At 59.4% G+C, this 15,554-nt stretch carries 9 protein-coding genes and 1 pseudogene; 6 read left to right on the forward strand and 4 right to left on the reverse strand.

All coding sequences use genetic code 11. The features are described 5' to 3' along the window. Positions 1-147: 147 nt before the first annotated feature. Entirely contained in the window at positions 148-2,130 is a 1,983-nt protein-coding gene (locus tag ONB52_03410; protein MDZ7415191.1) for a tetratricopeptide repeat protein, read from the reverse strand. Positions 2,131-2,222: 92 nt separating this feature from the next. Then, positions 2,223-3,635: a hypothetical protein gene (locus ONB52_03415; GenBank protein ID MDZ7415192.1), complete on the reverse strand. Its 1,413-nt coding sequence runs from the start codon at positions 3,633-3,635 to the stop codon at positions 2,223-2,225. 463 nt (positions 3,636-4,098) lie between these two features. Between ONB52_03415 and ONB52_03420 the strand changes: the two genes are divergently transcribed. The 6 genes and pseudogenes from ONB52_03420 to ONB52_03445 all read left to right on the forward strand — a co-directional run bounded on the left by ONB52_03420 (position 4,099) and on the right by ONB52_03445 (position 10,886). Beyond that, positions 4,099-6,051 (forward strand): tetratricopeptide repeat protein, encoded by a 1,953-nt coding sequence (locus ONB52_03420; protein ID MDZ7415193.1) that lies wholly within the window; start codon positions 4,099-4,101, stop codon positions 6,049-6,051. Positions 6,052-6,188: 137 nt separating this feature from the next. Next, positions 6,189-6,587 carry a hypothetical protein gene (locus ONB52_03425; protein MDZ7415194.1) on the forward strand — a complete coding sequence of 133 codons (399 nt, stop codon included), beginning with the start codon at positions 6,189-6,191 and terminating at the stop codon, positions 6,585-6,587. Then, a complete protein-coding gene (locus tag ONB52_03430) occupies positions 6,584-6,946 on the forward strand; it encodes a hypothetical protein (protein MDZ7415195.1) in 363 nt (120 codons plus the stop codon). Before ONB52_03425 ends, ONB52_03430 begins: the two co-directional genes overlap by 4 nt. Before the next feature lie 85 nt (positions 6,947-7,031). Further along, positions 7,032-8,888, forward strand: coding sequence for an FG-GAP-like repeat-containing protein (locus tag ONB52_03435; protein MDZ7415196.1), 1,857 nt, complete (start codon positions 7,032-7,034; stop codon positions 8,886-8,888). A 423-nt stretch (positions 8,889-9,311) separates the two neighbouring features. Further along, a pseudogene (locus tag ONB52_03440) lies at positions 9,312-9,774 on the forward strand (Lrp/AsnC family transcriptional regulator). 224 nt (positions 9,775-9,998) lie between these two features. Beyond that, the gene (locus tag ONB52_03445) at positions 9,999-10,886 is read left to right on the forward strand and encodes an EamA family transporter (protein MDZ7415197.1); all 888 of its coding nucleotides are present in this window, start codon (positions 9,999-10,001) and stop codon (positions 10,884-10,886) included. A 124-nt stretch (positions 10,887-11,010) separates the two neighbouring features. On the opposite strand, the gene ONB52_03450 is transcribed toward ONB52_03445, so the two are convergent. After that, entirely contained in the window at positions 11,011-14,337 is a 3,327-nt protein-coding gene (locus ONB52_03450) for a DUF4623 domain-containing protein (protein MDZ7415198.1), read from the reverse strand. A 148-nt stretch (positions 14,338-14,485) separates the two neighbouring features. Continuing rightward, positions 14,486-15,514 carry a PorV/PorQ family protein gene (locus ONB52_03455; GenBank protein ID MDZ7415199.1) on the reverse strand — a complete coding sequence of 343 codons (1,029 nt, stop codon included), beginning with the start codon at positions 15,512-15,514 and terminating at the stop codon, positions 14,486-14,488. Positions 15,515-15,554 lie beyond the last annotated feature (40 nt).

Genomic DNA, 15,554 nt, shown 5'->3' on the forward strand with positions numbered 1-15,554 from the left:
CCTTCCAGAAATCCCGCCGAAGTATACTCAACACGCGCGCGTTTGTCAAGTCGTTTGTTGCGCGGCAAAGATCCGCAGTCTCTGCCAGACACATGGAAATACTGACGCAAGCGTGCGAAGGCCGTCAAAAGCCCTCCATGCCGCACCCTACTGCGGCAGACGGCGTCGCAAAGTGGCGAGAAAATCGCCGGCCAGTTTGTTAAGGGGATCGACTGCCAGCGCCGCCTCCAGCTTTTGCTCCGCCTCGGCATAACGCTGCAGATTGGTCAGCGCGCCGCCCCAGAGATAGAGCACGAAAGACCGGTAAGCCGGGTCGAATTGCGGCTGTGCCGCCTCGCATTGCAGGGCGCGCGCAAACGCGGCTTCGGCTTCCGCATAGCGCGAAAGAAACAGGCAGGCTTTGCCCACCCCGGCATGGGCAAAAGCAGAACCCGGCTGCAACTTCGCCGCCTGCGCATATGCCCGCCGTGCTTCGTCATACTGCTGCAGCGAAAAAAGTGCATCGCCCTGCTTTTCCCACAGCCCCGCCTCGCCGGGATATTGCGCCAGCAACGCCCGATATTCCCCCAGTGCCAGATCGAAACGTTTGCGCTGCATGAGCTGATCCGCAAAAGTCAGGTGCGCCTGCGGCCAGGTGATTTCCCGGTTGATGTAGCGCAGCGCCGTTTGCGTGGCCAGCGGCGCCACTTCGGGGGTGAGCGTCACGTGCAGCTCAATTTGCCTGCGGAAGGGCCACGCCGCAGTGAGCTGCAAGATCCGCAGCCGTCCGATTTCCTCATCGAGTGCAGTGATGTTGAGCTGGCGTGCCTCCTCCGGGAGACGGGCAACGGCATCCGCGTCGATGCCCGCGGGCAGCAAACCCGCGGTTTGCAAACGCGCAAGAAAGGCCTTTGCCATCAGGGCATAACCGGCAACCGTGGGATGAAGATGCTCACAAATGTACTCATCCCCGATGATGCCCGCGTGGCTGCGCGCCCGAAAGAGGCTTTCCATTTCCACCAGCGGCACGTTGCGCTGTACACTCACCCGGCGGAGGACGGTGTTGAAACTGCCGGGGGCGCGAAACGGCAGGGCATCCTCATCGCGTGCCGCGGCAAAAAGCCGGGCCGCCTGCTTTTGCTCCCCGGCCGCCAGGCATGCCTGCGCCCAGCGAAAACGCAACTCCGCGTGGGTGGAATCAAGGGCGGCCGCGAGCGCAAAGCCGGCAAGCGCGGAATCCGGCCGGCCCGCCTGCAAGTGTTGCCAGCCCGCGTTGACTGCCGACTGCCAGCGCTGCCTCTCGGCCGGCGTCAGCGCGGCATTTGCCACCGACACAAACGGCGGCTGCTCGCGCAGATTGGAAACCAGCTCACTGATCACCACCGGGATGCGTGCGGCCTGCGCGATGGCCAGCGCCTCGAGCAGATTCTGTTCCAGGGCATTTTCCGCAAGCCGGCGCAGCCTGCTGCCCGGTGGAATGGTTTGTTCGCGCGCCATCTGCTGCATCACCGGTGCGGTGAAATCCGCCGCGCTGCCGCCACCGCGCAATGTGCGCGCGACTTTGCGCACACCACGCTGCAGCAGCCGAAACGTGTGCAACCGCAGCAGCCGCAAATAAAGATGGATCACGCGGCGGTTGCTGCCCAAATGAAACCGCGAGCCCGCCCCCAGCGCGCCGTAAAACTCATTGTGGCCCACGTAGATCAAAATCACATCCGGCAGGAGCGCCACAACCTCCGGCATCAAATCACGCACGGTGAAACTGTTGGTCGCGGCGATTCCCAGGTTGAGCACTTCCACCTCGTGTTGCGGCAGCAGCATCTGCAGATACGTGCGCAAAATGCCGGGCAGGGTGGCGTTCTTGTTGTAGGGAAAGCCCGCCATGCTCGATTCGCCCAGACAAATCACCCGAAAAATCTGCGGCGTCTTGCGAAAACGCACCCGACCTTCCTCGGTTTGGCGGGCAAATTCCGGCGCCATGCCGAAATAGCGGCGCGCCACGTTTTGATTGATCTCCCACCATTCGCCCGAGGCATCCACCACCCTGCGGGCCAGCGCAAAATCGCTGCCGTCGTCCCACAGCCGCAAGCCCGCCTCCACCATCACCAAAACGAGCAGCGGCAGGAGCAGTAAAATGGCGGTGAAGGCCATGCGCTTCCCACGCGACAACGGCGCCTGCAGTGACCGGGCGGGGGGCTGCGCGGCCGGCGCAGGCGCAGCCGGAGATTTGCGTGTACGCTTGCTCATCGCGGCGGCAACGGTGCGGGGGAATAACCCAGTTTCGCGAAAATTTTTTCCTGCCAGGCTGCAAGGTTTTCCAGCGGCAGCGGCAGGGGCACGACCAGACGTCCGGGAAAATGCGTCTTCACGGCCAGCATGCCGGCGTTGCGCACCGGCACCCGGCGCAGCGCCTCCTGATCAATGCGGATGGAGAGGGAATCAGAAAGTGCCAGCAGGGTCGTGGTGAGGCGCTGCAGTTGTTCCTCGCGGAGCGCCGGAATTTCCTGCTCATCGCTTGCCTCATTTTGCGGCAGCAGCAATTGCCGCAGCAGGTGGCGCGCCAGGAGATTGTCCCGCCACATCGCCACCGCCTCCCTGACTTCCGCCGTTTCATCGAGTCCGCGGCGCACGGCTTCTTTGTAAATGTACTCCTGCTCCACCATCGCCAGCAGTGCCTGGCGCAAGCCAAAACGGAAACTGCGGCGCTGGCGGAAGTCCAGAAGGTGGCGGCCCACGCTCAGGCGCTGCAGAAACTCCCGCATCGTCCAGGTGCTGCCGTCGTCAAAGGTCACCAGCACTTCCTGCCAGTGGCCGGCGAGACCTGCTTCGGCGTGTGCAAATTCCTGTGGATTAAGCGGGGAGGGATTGGGGTGGCGCCCGTTCGCGGCTTGTCCGAGAAACAATTCTTCAAGACGCACGACGAGGAATTTAAAGCGCTCCGGCGGAATCCTGGTGCGTTTGCCGGCCATCATTTTCTTGAAATAATCAGCAAAGGCGGCGCGGCGCTTGCGCTGCAGGAGATTGCGCGCCAGAGCTTCGCGCTTCTGCTGAAAGTCCTCCTCGGTGGGGAAGGCATCAACCGTTTCGTTCAACAGACGGGCAACATGGAACTCACCCAACGATGGTATCGGCGCGGACAGTTCACCGGTTTTGAGTGCAAAAAGTTTATCTTCAATGGCGGGCGTGGCGCTGCCCCATCTCACCTGCAGGGTGTCGATTGGGGGCGGGCTCGAACCGAGCGCTGGTGTCAGCGCCTGCGCAAAGGTCTCACCCGCCAAAACCCGCCGGCGAAACTGCTCGGCCTGCTGCCGGGTTTTGAACGCGGCCACCTCAATTTCGAGCACGCGCCGCTGCCGGGCATAGGCCTGCCGCAGTTCGGCGTCCGAGACTTCTATCCTGACAGCGATCTCCTGATGGTAGAAGGCCTCTATGACCGCTTCGCGTTTGATTTGCTCAAGAAAGGCCAGCGTGCGCGCCGGTGGCAGCAGGCGCTGTTTTTCCGCCTCGAGTGCCAGCAACTTCTCGGCGATCAAAACGCCCAAAAAAGGCAGTTTGGCATATTCGGGATTTTGGTATTGCAGCAGGCGGGGATTCAGCTCGAAGCGGTCGCGGAACTCATCGGCGCTGATCGCCAGCCTGCCGACGGTCGCGATCACTGCCGGTTTCGACTCACGCGTACACGCTGCAAGTATGGCAGTCAGTAGGACGAGCAACGCCGCCCGCGTTGTCTGCAAAAGCAATAAGAGGGCGGTATGGGCTTTCATGATTGCAAATCGACACCGACTGGTGAGCATTCGCTTCATGCCAACGCCGCATGATGGCATGCGCCGGCGAATATAAAAAATTCCCGCCACTGCCAAAACCGAAAACACCGCGGCCCGGCGATGGGCGTGTCTGTCCCAAAATGTTTCCAACCCGGCGGAAGCGGGATTGCCACAACGCCTGCTGTTGTGAAAACCCCCGGGAATCGCATGCCAGGGCCGAACCATGGCGGGAGCGTTATCGCAAAAATTTCTGCTTTTATCTGCAGTCCGGCGGCGCTGCGCCATACACAACCGAGGCCTGGCCTTGCGGGAAAAAGGCATTGAAATTGAGCGCGGACGCCGCTACTTTTCCGCCATGCAAACTCACCTCGGTTGGACCCAAAAGCTGCTCTTCCATGTGCTGCTTGCCCTCAGTCCACTGGCCATCCTCGGCCTGGTGGAGTTGGGTCTGCGCCTTGCCGGCTATGGCGAGGATCTTTCCCTGTTTGTCACGCTGGAAAAAGATCCGAAGTACTGGCTCACCAACCCCAAAGTCGGGCGGCGTTATTTTCTGCGCCGCGACTTTCTGCCGGCCACCTCCTACGATGCCTTTCTCAAACAGAAACCGGGCAACAGCTTTCGCATTTTTGTGCTGGGCGAATCGGCGGCCGCAGGTTTTCCCCATTTCAACAACGGCGCTTTCTCGCGCATGCTGCGTGAACATTTGCAGGAAACACGCCCCGATCTCCGCATCGAAATGGTGAATCTTGCACTGCCCGCGGTGAGCAGCTACGCCCTGCTCGACCTCGCCGATGAGCTGCCCGGCTACGCACCGGATGCCGTGCTCGTTTATGCCGGCCACAATGAATTCTACGGCGCGTTCGGCAGCGCCTCCACCGAGTCCGCCGGCCGGCATCGCGGATGGATTAAACTCTATTTGCGTTTGCAGCACTTCAAACTGGTGCAACTCCTGCAGCGCTTCCTGCGGCCACCCGTTGCTTCCACCCCGACGGTCGGGCAGGCCCGCGGCACGATGATGGCCCGCCTCGCAAAAGAGCGGGAGATTCCCCGCGACAGCGAGCTTTATGCTCTCACCTGCCGCCAGCTTCAGGACAATCTTGACGAGCTGGTGGCGCGGCTGCAAAGCCACGGCATCAAAGTGATGCTGAGTGACCTGCCCAGCAATCTCAGCGGCCTGCCGCCGTTTGCCTCGTTGCATGAAACGCGCAGCGATCGTGCCGCCTGGCAGCGCTGCTTTGCGCAGGGCATGCGGCTCGCTGCGGCCGACAGTTGCGCGGCTGCACTTGCCTGGTTCGATCAGGCGGCGGCGATCGACAGCCTGCCGGCACAGTTGCACTTCGAACGGGGCAAGTGTCTGCTGCGGCTGGGCCAATGGCAGGAGGCCCGTGCTGCTTTTATCCGCGCCCGCGACCTGGATGGTCTGCGTTTTCGCGCCAGCAGCGATTTCAACCGCATCATTCACGCCGTCGGGCGCCGCCACAATCTGCCAGTGCTCGCGCTGGCCGACACCTTTGCCGCGCACTCGCCACACGGCATCATCGACAATACCCTGCTGTTCGAGCATGTCCATCCCAACCTCGACGGCCATCTGCTGATTGCGAAAACGTTCGGCGGGGAAATGCAACGCCTGGGCTGGTTGCCGCCGCCAGCCGGCTCGCTTTCGGCGAGGGACACCTTGTCGTGGCGCGTGCAGGGCGTCACGGCATTGGATGAAGAAGTCGTGCGCCTGCGGCTGGCCGTGCTCACCTCCAACTGGCCCTTCACAACCGCAGCCAGCAGCTTTGTGCCATTGCAATACCAGCCGCAGAATCGCTTGCAAGAACTGGCCTATGCCCTGTTGCGCGAAGAAACCAGTTGGGATCAGGCGCATGCCCGGCTGGCGGATCACTATCTCAAGAGTGGGCAACCGGAGCTGGCCGCGCGGGAATATCAGGCGCTGGCGATCGGCATGCCTTACGTGGTGGCGTACCATCTGCGGCTGGGGCTGACTTATCTCGACATGAATCGCCTCTCCGAAGCCTGGGAGGCCTTCGCGCGCTCGCTGGCGGTCGAGCCGACGGCGCTGGCGTACAAGTGGCTGGGAACCATCGCCGTTCATCGCAATGAGTTGGTGCTGGGCTTGCGCTATTTGCACCAGGCGCTGCAACAGGAGCCGAACGATCCCGAGTCGCTTTACAATCTCTCGATCGGTTATGCAAAGAGCGGGGATTTCGTGGCTGCGCGGCAATTTGCAAGGCAATTGCTGCAAGCCCATCCTCGCTATCCTGGCGCAGCGGAGCACTGGCAGCGACTGCAGGCCATGGAGTAGCTCACCGCCTGGGCGGCTGCACGTAATTGCACCGGCGTTCCGCCGCCGCTGCCATCCCGCAGGGACCTTTTGCGGCCGCCTGCACACCTTCCGGGTTTCTCTCCTGCCGGTTGCAAAGAAAAGCCTGAAAATCCTGCTTGACAAAGAGTTTTTTTCTTTTTCTTATTCTGCCGCCGGTTCAACGGCATGGTGGGAATGGGGAGTCGACCTCTCACGCCTGGCAGCACACTGGTATCCTTCGCCGCGCTTTCCCCTCTCACTCTGTCCAAAGAGATCAAACGCTATTTTTCTTAGGCGATCCCTGCCATGAAGAAACACCGCTTTCATGGCCGCTGCACGTTTTGCTGGGCTTCCTCCCACCCGGCTTTTTCTTGCTCTCCAAAAGGAAAAGCTTTGGCAGCCTGCTGAGGGACCACCAAAGCTTCTCAACCAAAAAGCACCCGATGATACTCATTGGCCTCTTGAGAAGCAAGCGTTTCTTTGCGGCTGCCAGGCGCATGCTTGAATGCTTTCTCAAGAAAGGAAATTTCCAATGAAACGTCTGATTGTTTTCGTTGCAGCGGCGCTTGCCCTTCTTTTGGTGGGGCTTGCCGTGTTGAAGTCGGAAGCGCGCACGCCCAGCAGCACGCAGTTCTATGGCAAGGCGATTCACATGAATGGCGAACCGGCGGAACAAGACACAGAAGTTACAGCGTGGCTGGGAGGTGTTATGATTGGAAAAGGTGTGGTTTGGGATACAAGAGGCAATTTTTACATCGGCGGTGATAACTCAGCCTTCCCAACTGGAACCTATTCAATCCATGCAGATGATGGTCACTGGACAGGATCCGTCTCAGCCTACCACATTCAAGGCACTGCCACTCATACCGATGACATCATCATGGTTCCTTACTGAGCCGGGAGTATTGTTTCTTCCTCATTCCGGCGGTGATTCCGGCTTTGGGGTCACCGCCTTCAATCTTTGCGACGGGAGGAGTTCCATGTCATCATCCTGCTGGCTGCAACGCTGGCCGCTCATTTTATTGTTGCTTTTCGGCCCGGTGGGACTGTTCTCACAGCCGGTCCCTGTGTTAAGCGAGGGTTTTCCGATTCTGCTCGAATCAGGAAAATACACCTCGCCTCGTGCCGGCCCGAATCTGGCGGATCTCAACCGCGACGGCAAGTTGGAGATTCTGGTGTCGAGCGGCCGCAGGGTCTACGCGTTTCAAAGCAACGGCACTCTCCTGCCGGGCTGGCCGCAAACCACAACGCATGAAACCAGAGAACCTCCTGCCATTGGCGATTTGGATAATGATGGCAACTTGGAAGTTGTAACGGTTGACTATTCGTACGACGTTGATTCGGCGCACACCCATGAAAGTTTCCTGTACGCCTGGACTCATGACGGCAACCTTCTTCCCAATTTCCCGATGGCATTGCAGGATGTTTTCGACCCACTCACGCTTTATGATCTGGACAACGATGGTGACTTGGAAATAATTGGCAACTTCAACACCAGGGTCTATGTCTTTCATCATGATGGCACCGTTGCCAACGGTTGGCCGCAGGACATCGCGCCTTTTTACCCGATTGCAAAAGCGGCAATTGGGGACATTGATGCCGATGGTCAAGCCGAAATTGTATTACCCGGGCAATATGCGGCCGATCACTTCGAGGATTACCTTGGCCGGTTGTATGTTTGGCGGCGCAATGGCGAGCCGCTGGCAGGCTGGCCGTTAACGCTGCCTGAGAATTATACTTTTGCAGCCGGAAGTGATGCCGTGCTGGCTGATGTTGATCTGAATGGTACGCTGGAGATCGCAGTGGGAACATTCAAATTCATCCCTCCCATTGCCAGAGGCTTTGCTGCCCTCTATCGCCATGATGGCAACCTGATGCCCGGTTGGCCGCATTTTACCGTCGCAGCGGATTCTCTCAATGGCTTTCTGTCAGGGCCAGCAGCCGGCGACCTCGACAACGATGGTTTCCCGGATTTAGTCTTCGGGGATGCGTTCGATCACATTGCCGCCTGGAAAAACGATGGCAGCACGGTTGACGGCTGGCCCGTCTTTCTTGGTGAAGTTGACCCTACTTTGGTTTTTCGAGGCTTCTATGCCAATCCCAGCATTGGAGACATTGATGGGGACAAGCATTTTGAGATACTGATGAGCAACAATCAGGGTAACTTGGAGAACGGCGTCGTGTATGGTCACATTTACGCTTTCAATCACGATGGCACTCACCTGCCCTGGTCGCCTCTTCATCCGCGACAGAGTGTGTTCAACAATCCTGTAGCCATGGCGGATTTGGATTCTGACGGCTTGCTGGAATTGGTTGCCGTGTCGAGCGGCAGAAATAGAATTGACGGCCCCAAAGAAACCTGGCTCACCGTCTGGCAAATCCCCGGCGTGCCTTATGTCAAAGAGCGTTTCCCCTGGCCGATGTACGGCCATGACCGCTGGCATACTTCGCAATACGGCTTCGAGCCGCCGGACGAGCCTACGGTGCGAGTTGAAGACAGAAACCAATCTGGCGCGCTGCCAATGGAGTTTGCACTCGAACAAAACCATCCCAATCCCTTTGTTCTCACCGCCAAGGCTGCTGGCGCATTCACTGAAATCCGCTTTGCGCTGCCCCAAGCCGCGCAGGTGCAGATTCGCCTCTTCGATATCCTGGGAGCGGAAGTCAAAACCTGGGCAATGATGAAGCCTGCCGGCGTGCATCAATTCCGTTGGAACGGTAGAGACAACCGCGGCCAGCCCCTGCCCAGCGGAGTCTATTTCTACCGCTTGGAAGCAGCTTCTGCAGTGACCAGTATTTCTCTCACCAAAAAGCTGCTGCTGATGCGGCAGAGGTAGAACTGCTTGGGGTTAGAATCTGATGATGTGGCAGTTCACCGCCCGCCGTCATCCCGCAGGGACCTTGTGAAGACTCAAGCACAGCGCCCAATAATTTGGCAATTAACAGCCCGCACGAGCCAAAACCGAAAAGAGAAGGCCTCACGCCAAGACGCCAAGACGCAAAGAATGCTCAAAGCTCTTCTTTGCCGAACCTTTGCGGCTTTGCGCCTGCGCGTGAATTGCTTTGCTTTTTGTACTGAGGGCGACAGCCCGCACGAGATCTGTCAAGCGGTTTCAGGTTGGCCCGCGTGGCCGCGCCGAGGCCTGCGATGAACTCCCTCCTCAAAAACCTCCAGTTGGCCCCGCCACCCGGCACAACCCGGCCGTGAAACAAATTTTTTCCCCACCGGCGTATATTCTGCCAAAAACTGGAAAAGCAGAATGATCGACGAACTTGATGTGAAAATTCTGAACATTCTTCAGAAAAACGCACGAATTCCGAATGCTGAAATCGCGCCAAGTCGCGCTGGCCTCCTCCGCCGTGCTGGAGCGCATCCGCAAACTGGAGGAGCGCGGTGTCATCGCTGGCTACGAAGTGCGCCTCGATGCCGCGGCACCTGGGTTCGGTCTGACCGCCTTCGTTTTTGTCAAAACCGAGGAGAGCCTCGGCGGAAGCACGACCACCCGGCAAATCGCCAAACTGGCTGAGGTGCAGGAGATTCACAATGTCGCCGGGGAAGACTGCTATCTTCTCAAAGTGCGGGTGCAGGGCATCCGGCATTTGATGGAATTCATGCGGGAAAAACTGGGCCGCATCAAGTCCGTTTGCTCCACGCGCACCACCATCGTATTGGAAACGGTCAAGGAGTGCCGCACGCTTCCTCTTCCCGAAACAAACGGGTAAAGGTTTCTCCGCTTTTCCAAGAGCGAGTCCGCCGAAGCCCTCTCGATCTGCCCGGCCAGTTTTGCTGTGCTTCAACCACCAAACCGCAAGGGACTTCTTGCAACCACTATGAACCAGCACACCCAGTTCAAACTGTTTGCCGCCTTTGCCGCCATCTACTTCATTTGGGGTTCGACTTACTTGGCGATCAAGTATGCGCTGACCGCCTCCCTCCCTTCCTGATGATGGGAACGCGCTCGCTGGCCGCCGGCTTCATCCTTTGCCTGTGGAGCCGTGCGCGCGGAGCAGGAAGAGTCAAAAGAGAAAACCTCCTGCCCCTCCTAATGATCGCAATCTTGTTCTTTCTGGTGGGTCACGGTTTGCTGGCGTGGGGACAGCAGCGAATCGTCTCCGGTTCCGCAGCGTTGCTGGTGGCTTCCGAGCCGTTGTGGATCGCGTTGATCGAGGCGTTTCTCGTGCGCGAAGACAAAGCGAACCTTCGCACGATCATCGGGATGGCGTGCGGCCTCTCCGGCCTCGGCTTGCTCTTGGCGCCCGGACAACACTTCAGCACGGCGCACTTGGATTTGGGCGGCGCATTCACGATTCTCGCCGGCACACTCTCCTGGTCGATCGGTGCGGTCTATTCCCGGGTGGCCAAACTCCCCAGCGCGCCGGCGCTGGTGGCCGGGCTGCAACTTATGGTCGGCGGATTCCTGCTCATCATCACCGGCCTGCTCATGGGTGAAGGCAGCCGGCTGCAAATCGCGGCGCTTTCCCTGCGGCCTCTCCTGAGCTGGGTGTATCTCGTCGTCTTCGGCTCGGTCGTTGCCCTCACTGCCTATGTTTGGTTGCTGCGCGTCACTTCGGCAACGCGGGTGGCAACGCACACTTACGTCAATCCGGTAATCGCGGTGTTTCTCGGCTGGGCGCTGGCGGGCGAGCCGGTGTTCATGCAGACCTTCGCGGCGACGATCGTGATCGTTCTCTCGGTTTCTCTGGTGCTGGGACAAAATCGCGAGAGGCGCAACAGCAGCTTGCCGATCGCCAGCAAAACCAGAGTGGTTTCATCATCAAACGCAATGGGGCCGTGGCCGCTCCCGGCCGCAGCGCCAAAGCCGGAATCCAACTGAAGGTGCGGCGTTTGAGCCAAGCCCCGCGGCGCCGCAACGCGATCTTCCCACCCGCAAAAAAAATCCCGCAGCCCCCGCAAAGGGTGGCGCGGGATTTTTGGTTACAGCTCTGCTGCACCTGAGGCTACTTGGTGAGCACCATCTTGTTGGTCTTCACGAAGTCCGGCGTTTCCAGCTTGTACAGGTAGATGCCGGAGCTGACGCGCTGGCCCTTGCGATCAACCCCGTCCCATCTCACCGAATGCGTGCCTGCCACCTGCGCGCCGTCAAACAGCGTCGCGACGAGCTGGCCGGCGAGATTGTAGATGCTCAGCTTCACCCGCGTATTCTTCGGGATGCCGTAGCGAATCTCGGTTTCGGGATTGAACGGATTCGGGTAATTCTGTTCCAGCACATAGCTCAACGGCGCCTGGTTGGGACGGTCTTTGACCGCCGTCGGCCGGCGATTGTCAAAGTCCCAGGCATCATAATAAGCCGGGTTGATGCTGCCGAACTGGGTGTAGATGGTGAAGGTCGGGCCGCTGTCATCGATGTTGGCGACATGGTTGTTGCCGAAGCCGCCCTTGCCGCCTTCATTATCGCCGCCCTGGATGCCGAATTTGTACACTTGACCGACCTGGCCCTTGGTGCCGATGCCAAAGCTGTCGGGCGAAGCCAGCACCTGACGCGTGAAGATGGAATCGCCCGCCACCCGGTCACCATGGGTGCCATCGTCGTACATCTTCTTGTCGAGGTTGTTTTGCAGACCCAAGCCCCAGTCACCGCCGGGGTTGCTCCAGCCGCCGACCGCCGGGCCATTCATCCACACACCGGCCGCCAGAATATTCGTGTTCTTGGTGATGTGGAAATCGCCTTGAATGTCGAACAACGTGTCACCCTTCATCACCTGATAGATCGCCGGCCGGAGGTCGACTTCCCAGGTCACCAGCACATTGCGCGCCAGCCGCGATTGATTGGGGAAGGTGGGCTGGCGGCGTGCCGACACTTCGCTGGCTTCGGTGTCATCCACCTGGAAGCTGGCACCGCTCACGGTGATACGGCGGCGCTCCGCACGTGACGCGGGACTGCCGGTGAAGTTGAAGTCATAGTAATTCTCACGCACCTCGATGCCGTTCTTGGTGACGTAATATTGATAATCCAAATCCTTGCCGATCGTGCTCACCAGATTGAGCTGGCCCTGGTAGATGTTGGTGAAACCCTGCCGCGCCAGTTTCACCCGCTCGACCGTATTAGCCGTGGCAAAGTAACCGGCCACCACTTCGATGGTATCACCATGCGCGAAACCGCGCTCGCGGATGGCCTTGGTCACATCGGTGCGGAAGGTCACGGTGACGGCATCTCTGTTGTTGGAGGGCAACGGCGCAATGTCACCGAGCCACTTCCAGTAGAGGGTGGTGTCCGGGGTCGTGGCCTTCAACGACAGTTGACGATTGCCACCGAAACCTCCGAGCTGGTTTTCCCACAGCACGACATTGTCGGTGCCCTTCTCCAGCACAACGAATTGATAGGGCACATCGGCCGCAGCTTTCGGGAACTGCACCACGCCGCTCCAGAAATTCGCCGCCGGATAATTCAACTGGCCGGCATTCTGCGTGTCCTGTTCCGGCGTCAGCTTGAAGCTGGTGCCCCAGTCCAGCGGGGCGACCCCGCCGCGGATGCCGATTTCGCGGGTGGCGGGATTCCAGTCCTGATAACCGGCGACGTTCACGCGGAACAGCACGTCAACCTTGCCGGTGTCGGTGAAGGGAGTGTAGAATTGATCGCGGCCATTGACGGTGTTGTAAAACAGCAACGGCAGCGTTTCATCGGCGTTGCCCACCGTCCATTCACGGTTGCCGGAGCCGGTGCCCAGGTTGGCTTCCCAGCCACTGTTGCCGTCGTTCTCGGAATCGGCAAAAATCTTGAAGCGCAACTGGGTGCCGGATTCGAATTCCAGCGTCGTGGTCCAATAGTCACCCGCGACGTGCGTCAGCTTGCCGCCGGTGGCATTGTCCCAGGTCAGGGGTGCTTCGTTGCCACGGATTTGAATGTTGGCGCGACTGGTGATGGTGTCGGGCACAGTGGCGGTATTCACCACGAAGGTCACTTTCACCCTGGCGGCCACCGAGGTCTTGTTGTTGAAATAGACCTTGTCCAACACCTGCCCGCCGGCGGCAAGCGTGAATTTGCGGTTGTCGATATTCTCCCAGTTGCCGCTTTGCGTGGAGCTGTCGCCGCGTGCCGCCAGGTTTTCAATGACGTACTTGTACTCGAACTCTGTCCCGGCAGCGCTGGCGGGAAAGCCGATGGTCAGCGTGTAGACATCCGGATTAGCCGCGCTGGCAAAGGCTTCGAAACGATTACCCTTCCATTCCTGCAGACCGGGATTGGCTTCATCGATGAAATTGCCACGCAGAACGACGATCTGGGAATCCGGTTTGAAGGTGCCCAACTGCTTTTGCACGCTCATGTCGATTTGGAAGGTCACCGGCACACGCGTGAGCGCCTCGGCCAGGCTGTAAGATCCGATGACGTTGTTGGTCAGCAGCACGATCAAAGCGTTGCGCACCGGATCATACGCGAAGGCACCCGTGCCGTTGAGATTGGCATTGGTGCCGACAATCGCCGTTTCTCCTACGGCAAACGCACGCTCCGGGCCATTGGTGACGTTGATCAACCGGCTCCATTTCGGCAACCCGGCCGAGATGTTCTCATTGACCGCGATGAATTCAGAAGTGGTCTTGAAATATTTCAGGCCGCAAGATTGAAAACCGGCGACCGCTTCCGCCACGCCGCCAAGCAGCGTGCCGTTTTGATCAAAGAGCGCCGGCCGCACGGCATAGGCATTGCCCCAGAGGTTGCCCGCCGGTGCGGTGACATCAATGCCGAGACGCGCACGCGAGCCAACCCGAATGGTATCGTTGACCACGTAGGTCACACCATCGCCGCTGGTGAGCAGGCCGGCGTACAGCGTGTTGCCACCGCCCGCTGCGTAGATTTCGGTATTGGCGCCGCTGCCGACCACGGCAAAGGCGTCACCATAGCGATGCGGGTTGGTGGGAAACAGCCCGTCAAATGCCACCGTCGGTTGTGCCGTCTCATTGGCCCAGCGATAGACCTTGAAGTTGCTGGACGTGCTCACGCTGAGATTACAGGCATAAATGACACCATTCTCATCCACATCGATAAGGTTGATGGGGAAGGTGCCACCGCCAACATTGGTCAGGTCCATCGTCCCCAGGCTGTCGCCATTGGCGGCATTGAGAATGACCACGCGCGGCGCACCCGTTCGAGAGACCACCAGCACATGATCCGTGGTCGGATTGTAAGCCAGGCCGCGGGTGTTGTTGTCCACCTTGAACCACGAGACGGCATCAGCCTTGATCTCCCAGTTGGGCGTCAGCTTCACCTGGGAGAAGGCTGTGCCTGCCAGCAGCAACAGCGACAACATCCCTATACCTAGACGTCTCATACTAACCTCCGCTTGAGTTTTGGGTGGTACGGCGTTGCGTTTGTTTACCCTATTGACCCGTTTTCGCGTCATCCGTCATCCATCGACCTCCCTGAAGTTTGGTGAAGAAAATTGTCCGCCGGTGGCCGCGGCGCAGGCACGCCGGCTTTCAAAAGGCCAGGCCCAGGGAAAACATCTTGACGTTGTCGAGCAGGCCGAAATCGGCATAGGCAAAGTCGAAGTTGAGCAGGCCGGCGGCGCCCATGTTATATTTCAATCCGGCGCCCAGTGTCACTCCCTCCTCGCTGTCCTCGCGGAACAGCGATTTGTAGCCGCCGCGCAGCAGCAGCGTGTTGTACAGCTCCACTTCGGTGCCGAGGTTGAGCACACCGGTGTTGTCGCTCGGGCGCAGGGCATCGGCAGCGAGGGTGACACGGGTGTGCTGCTGCCGCAACACATCATATGCGAGCCCCACCCGGAAGAAGAGCGGCAGCGGCCAGCGCTCCGTACGCAGCTCGGAAACCAGCGTTTCATTGTTGCCGGAGTTGACCGGATCGATGTCGACGCGCTTGAGCAGGTCCTTTCCGGCAAATTTCATATCGGCGCCGAAATTCGCAATGCTCATGCCCAGGCGCAGGTTGTTGAACCCGGTGATGAACAGCAGGCCGACGTCAAAGGCAAACGAACTGGCGGTTTCATTCCAGATCTTTTGCTGAATGTACTTGGCATTGCCGCCGATGGCGAAACGGTCGGTGAAGCGCCGCGCGTAGCTGGCGGCGATGGCGAGATCGCTCGCCGACCAGCGCGCCCCGGTGCCACTTTGATGGTATTCATCGACCACTTCCTCTTCGCCGTAATCCAGCAGGGTGACGCTCAAGCCCAGGGCATGGCCCTCCCCGACCTGCAAAACCAGGCCGGCCCAGTTGAAATCCGTGTCCACCAGCCATTGCGTGTGCGAAACCAGCAGTTGTGACTTCTCCAGCATGGCAATGCCGCCGGGATTCCAATACAGCGTGGTGACATCATTGCCCAGGGCCGCGAAGGCACCGCCCATCGCGGCGGCGCGCGGCCCGATCGCGATGCCAAGAAAGGGCGCACTCGCCGTTCCCACTTTCGCCTGCGCCCGCAGCTCACCCGGGTTCAGACTCAGGATGAGCACCGTCAGGCTCAGGGCCACGCTTTTCACTTTGCGGATCATATTCTCAGGCTCCCTGTTTGCAATCACGCAGTCCCGTAAC

This window comes from candidate division KSB1 bacterium (genome assembly GCA_034506255.1).
GTDB lineage: Bacteria > Zhuqueibacterota > Zhuqueibacteria > Zhuqueibacterales > Zhuqueibacteraceae > Coneutiohabitans > Coneutiohabitans thermophilus.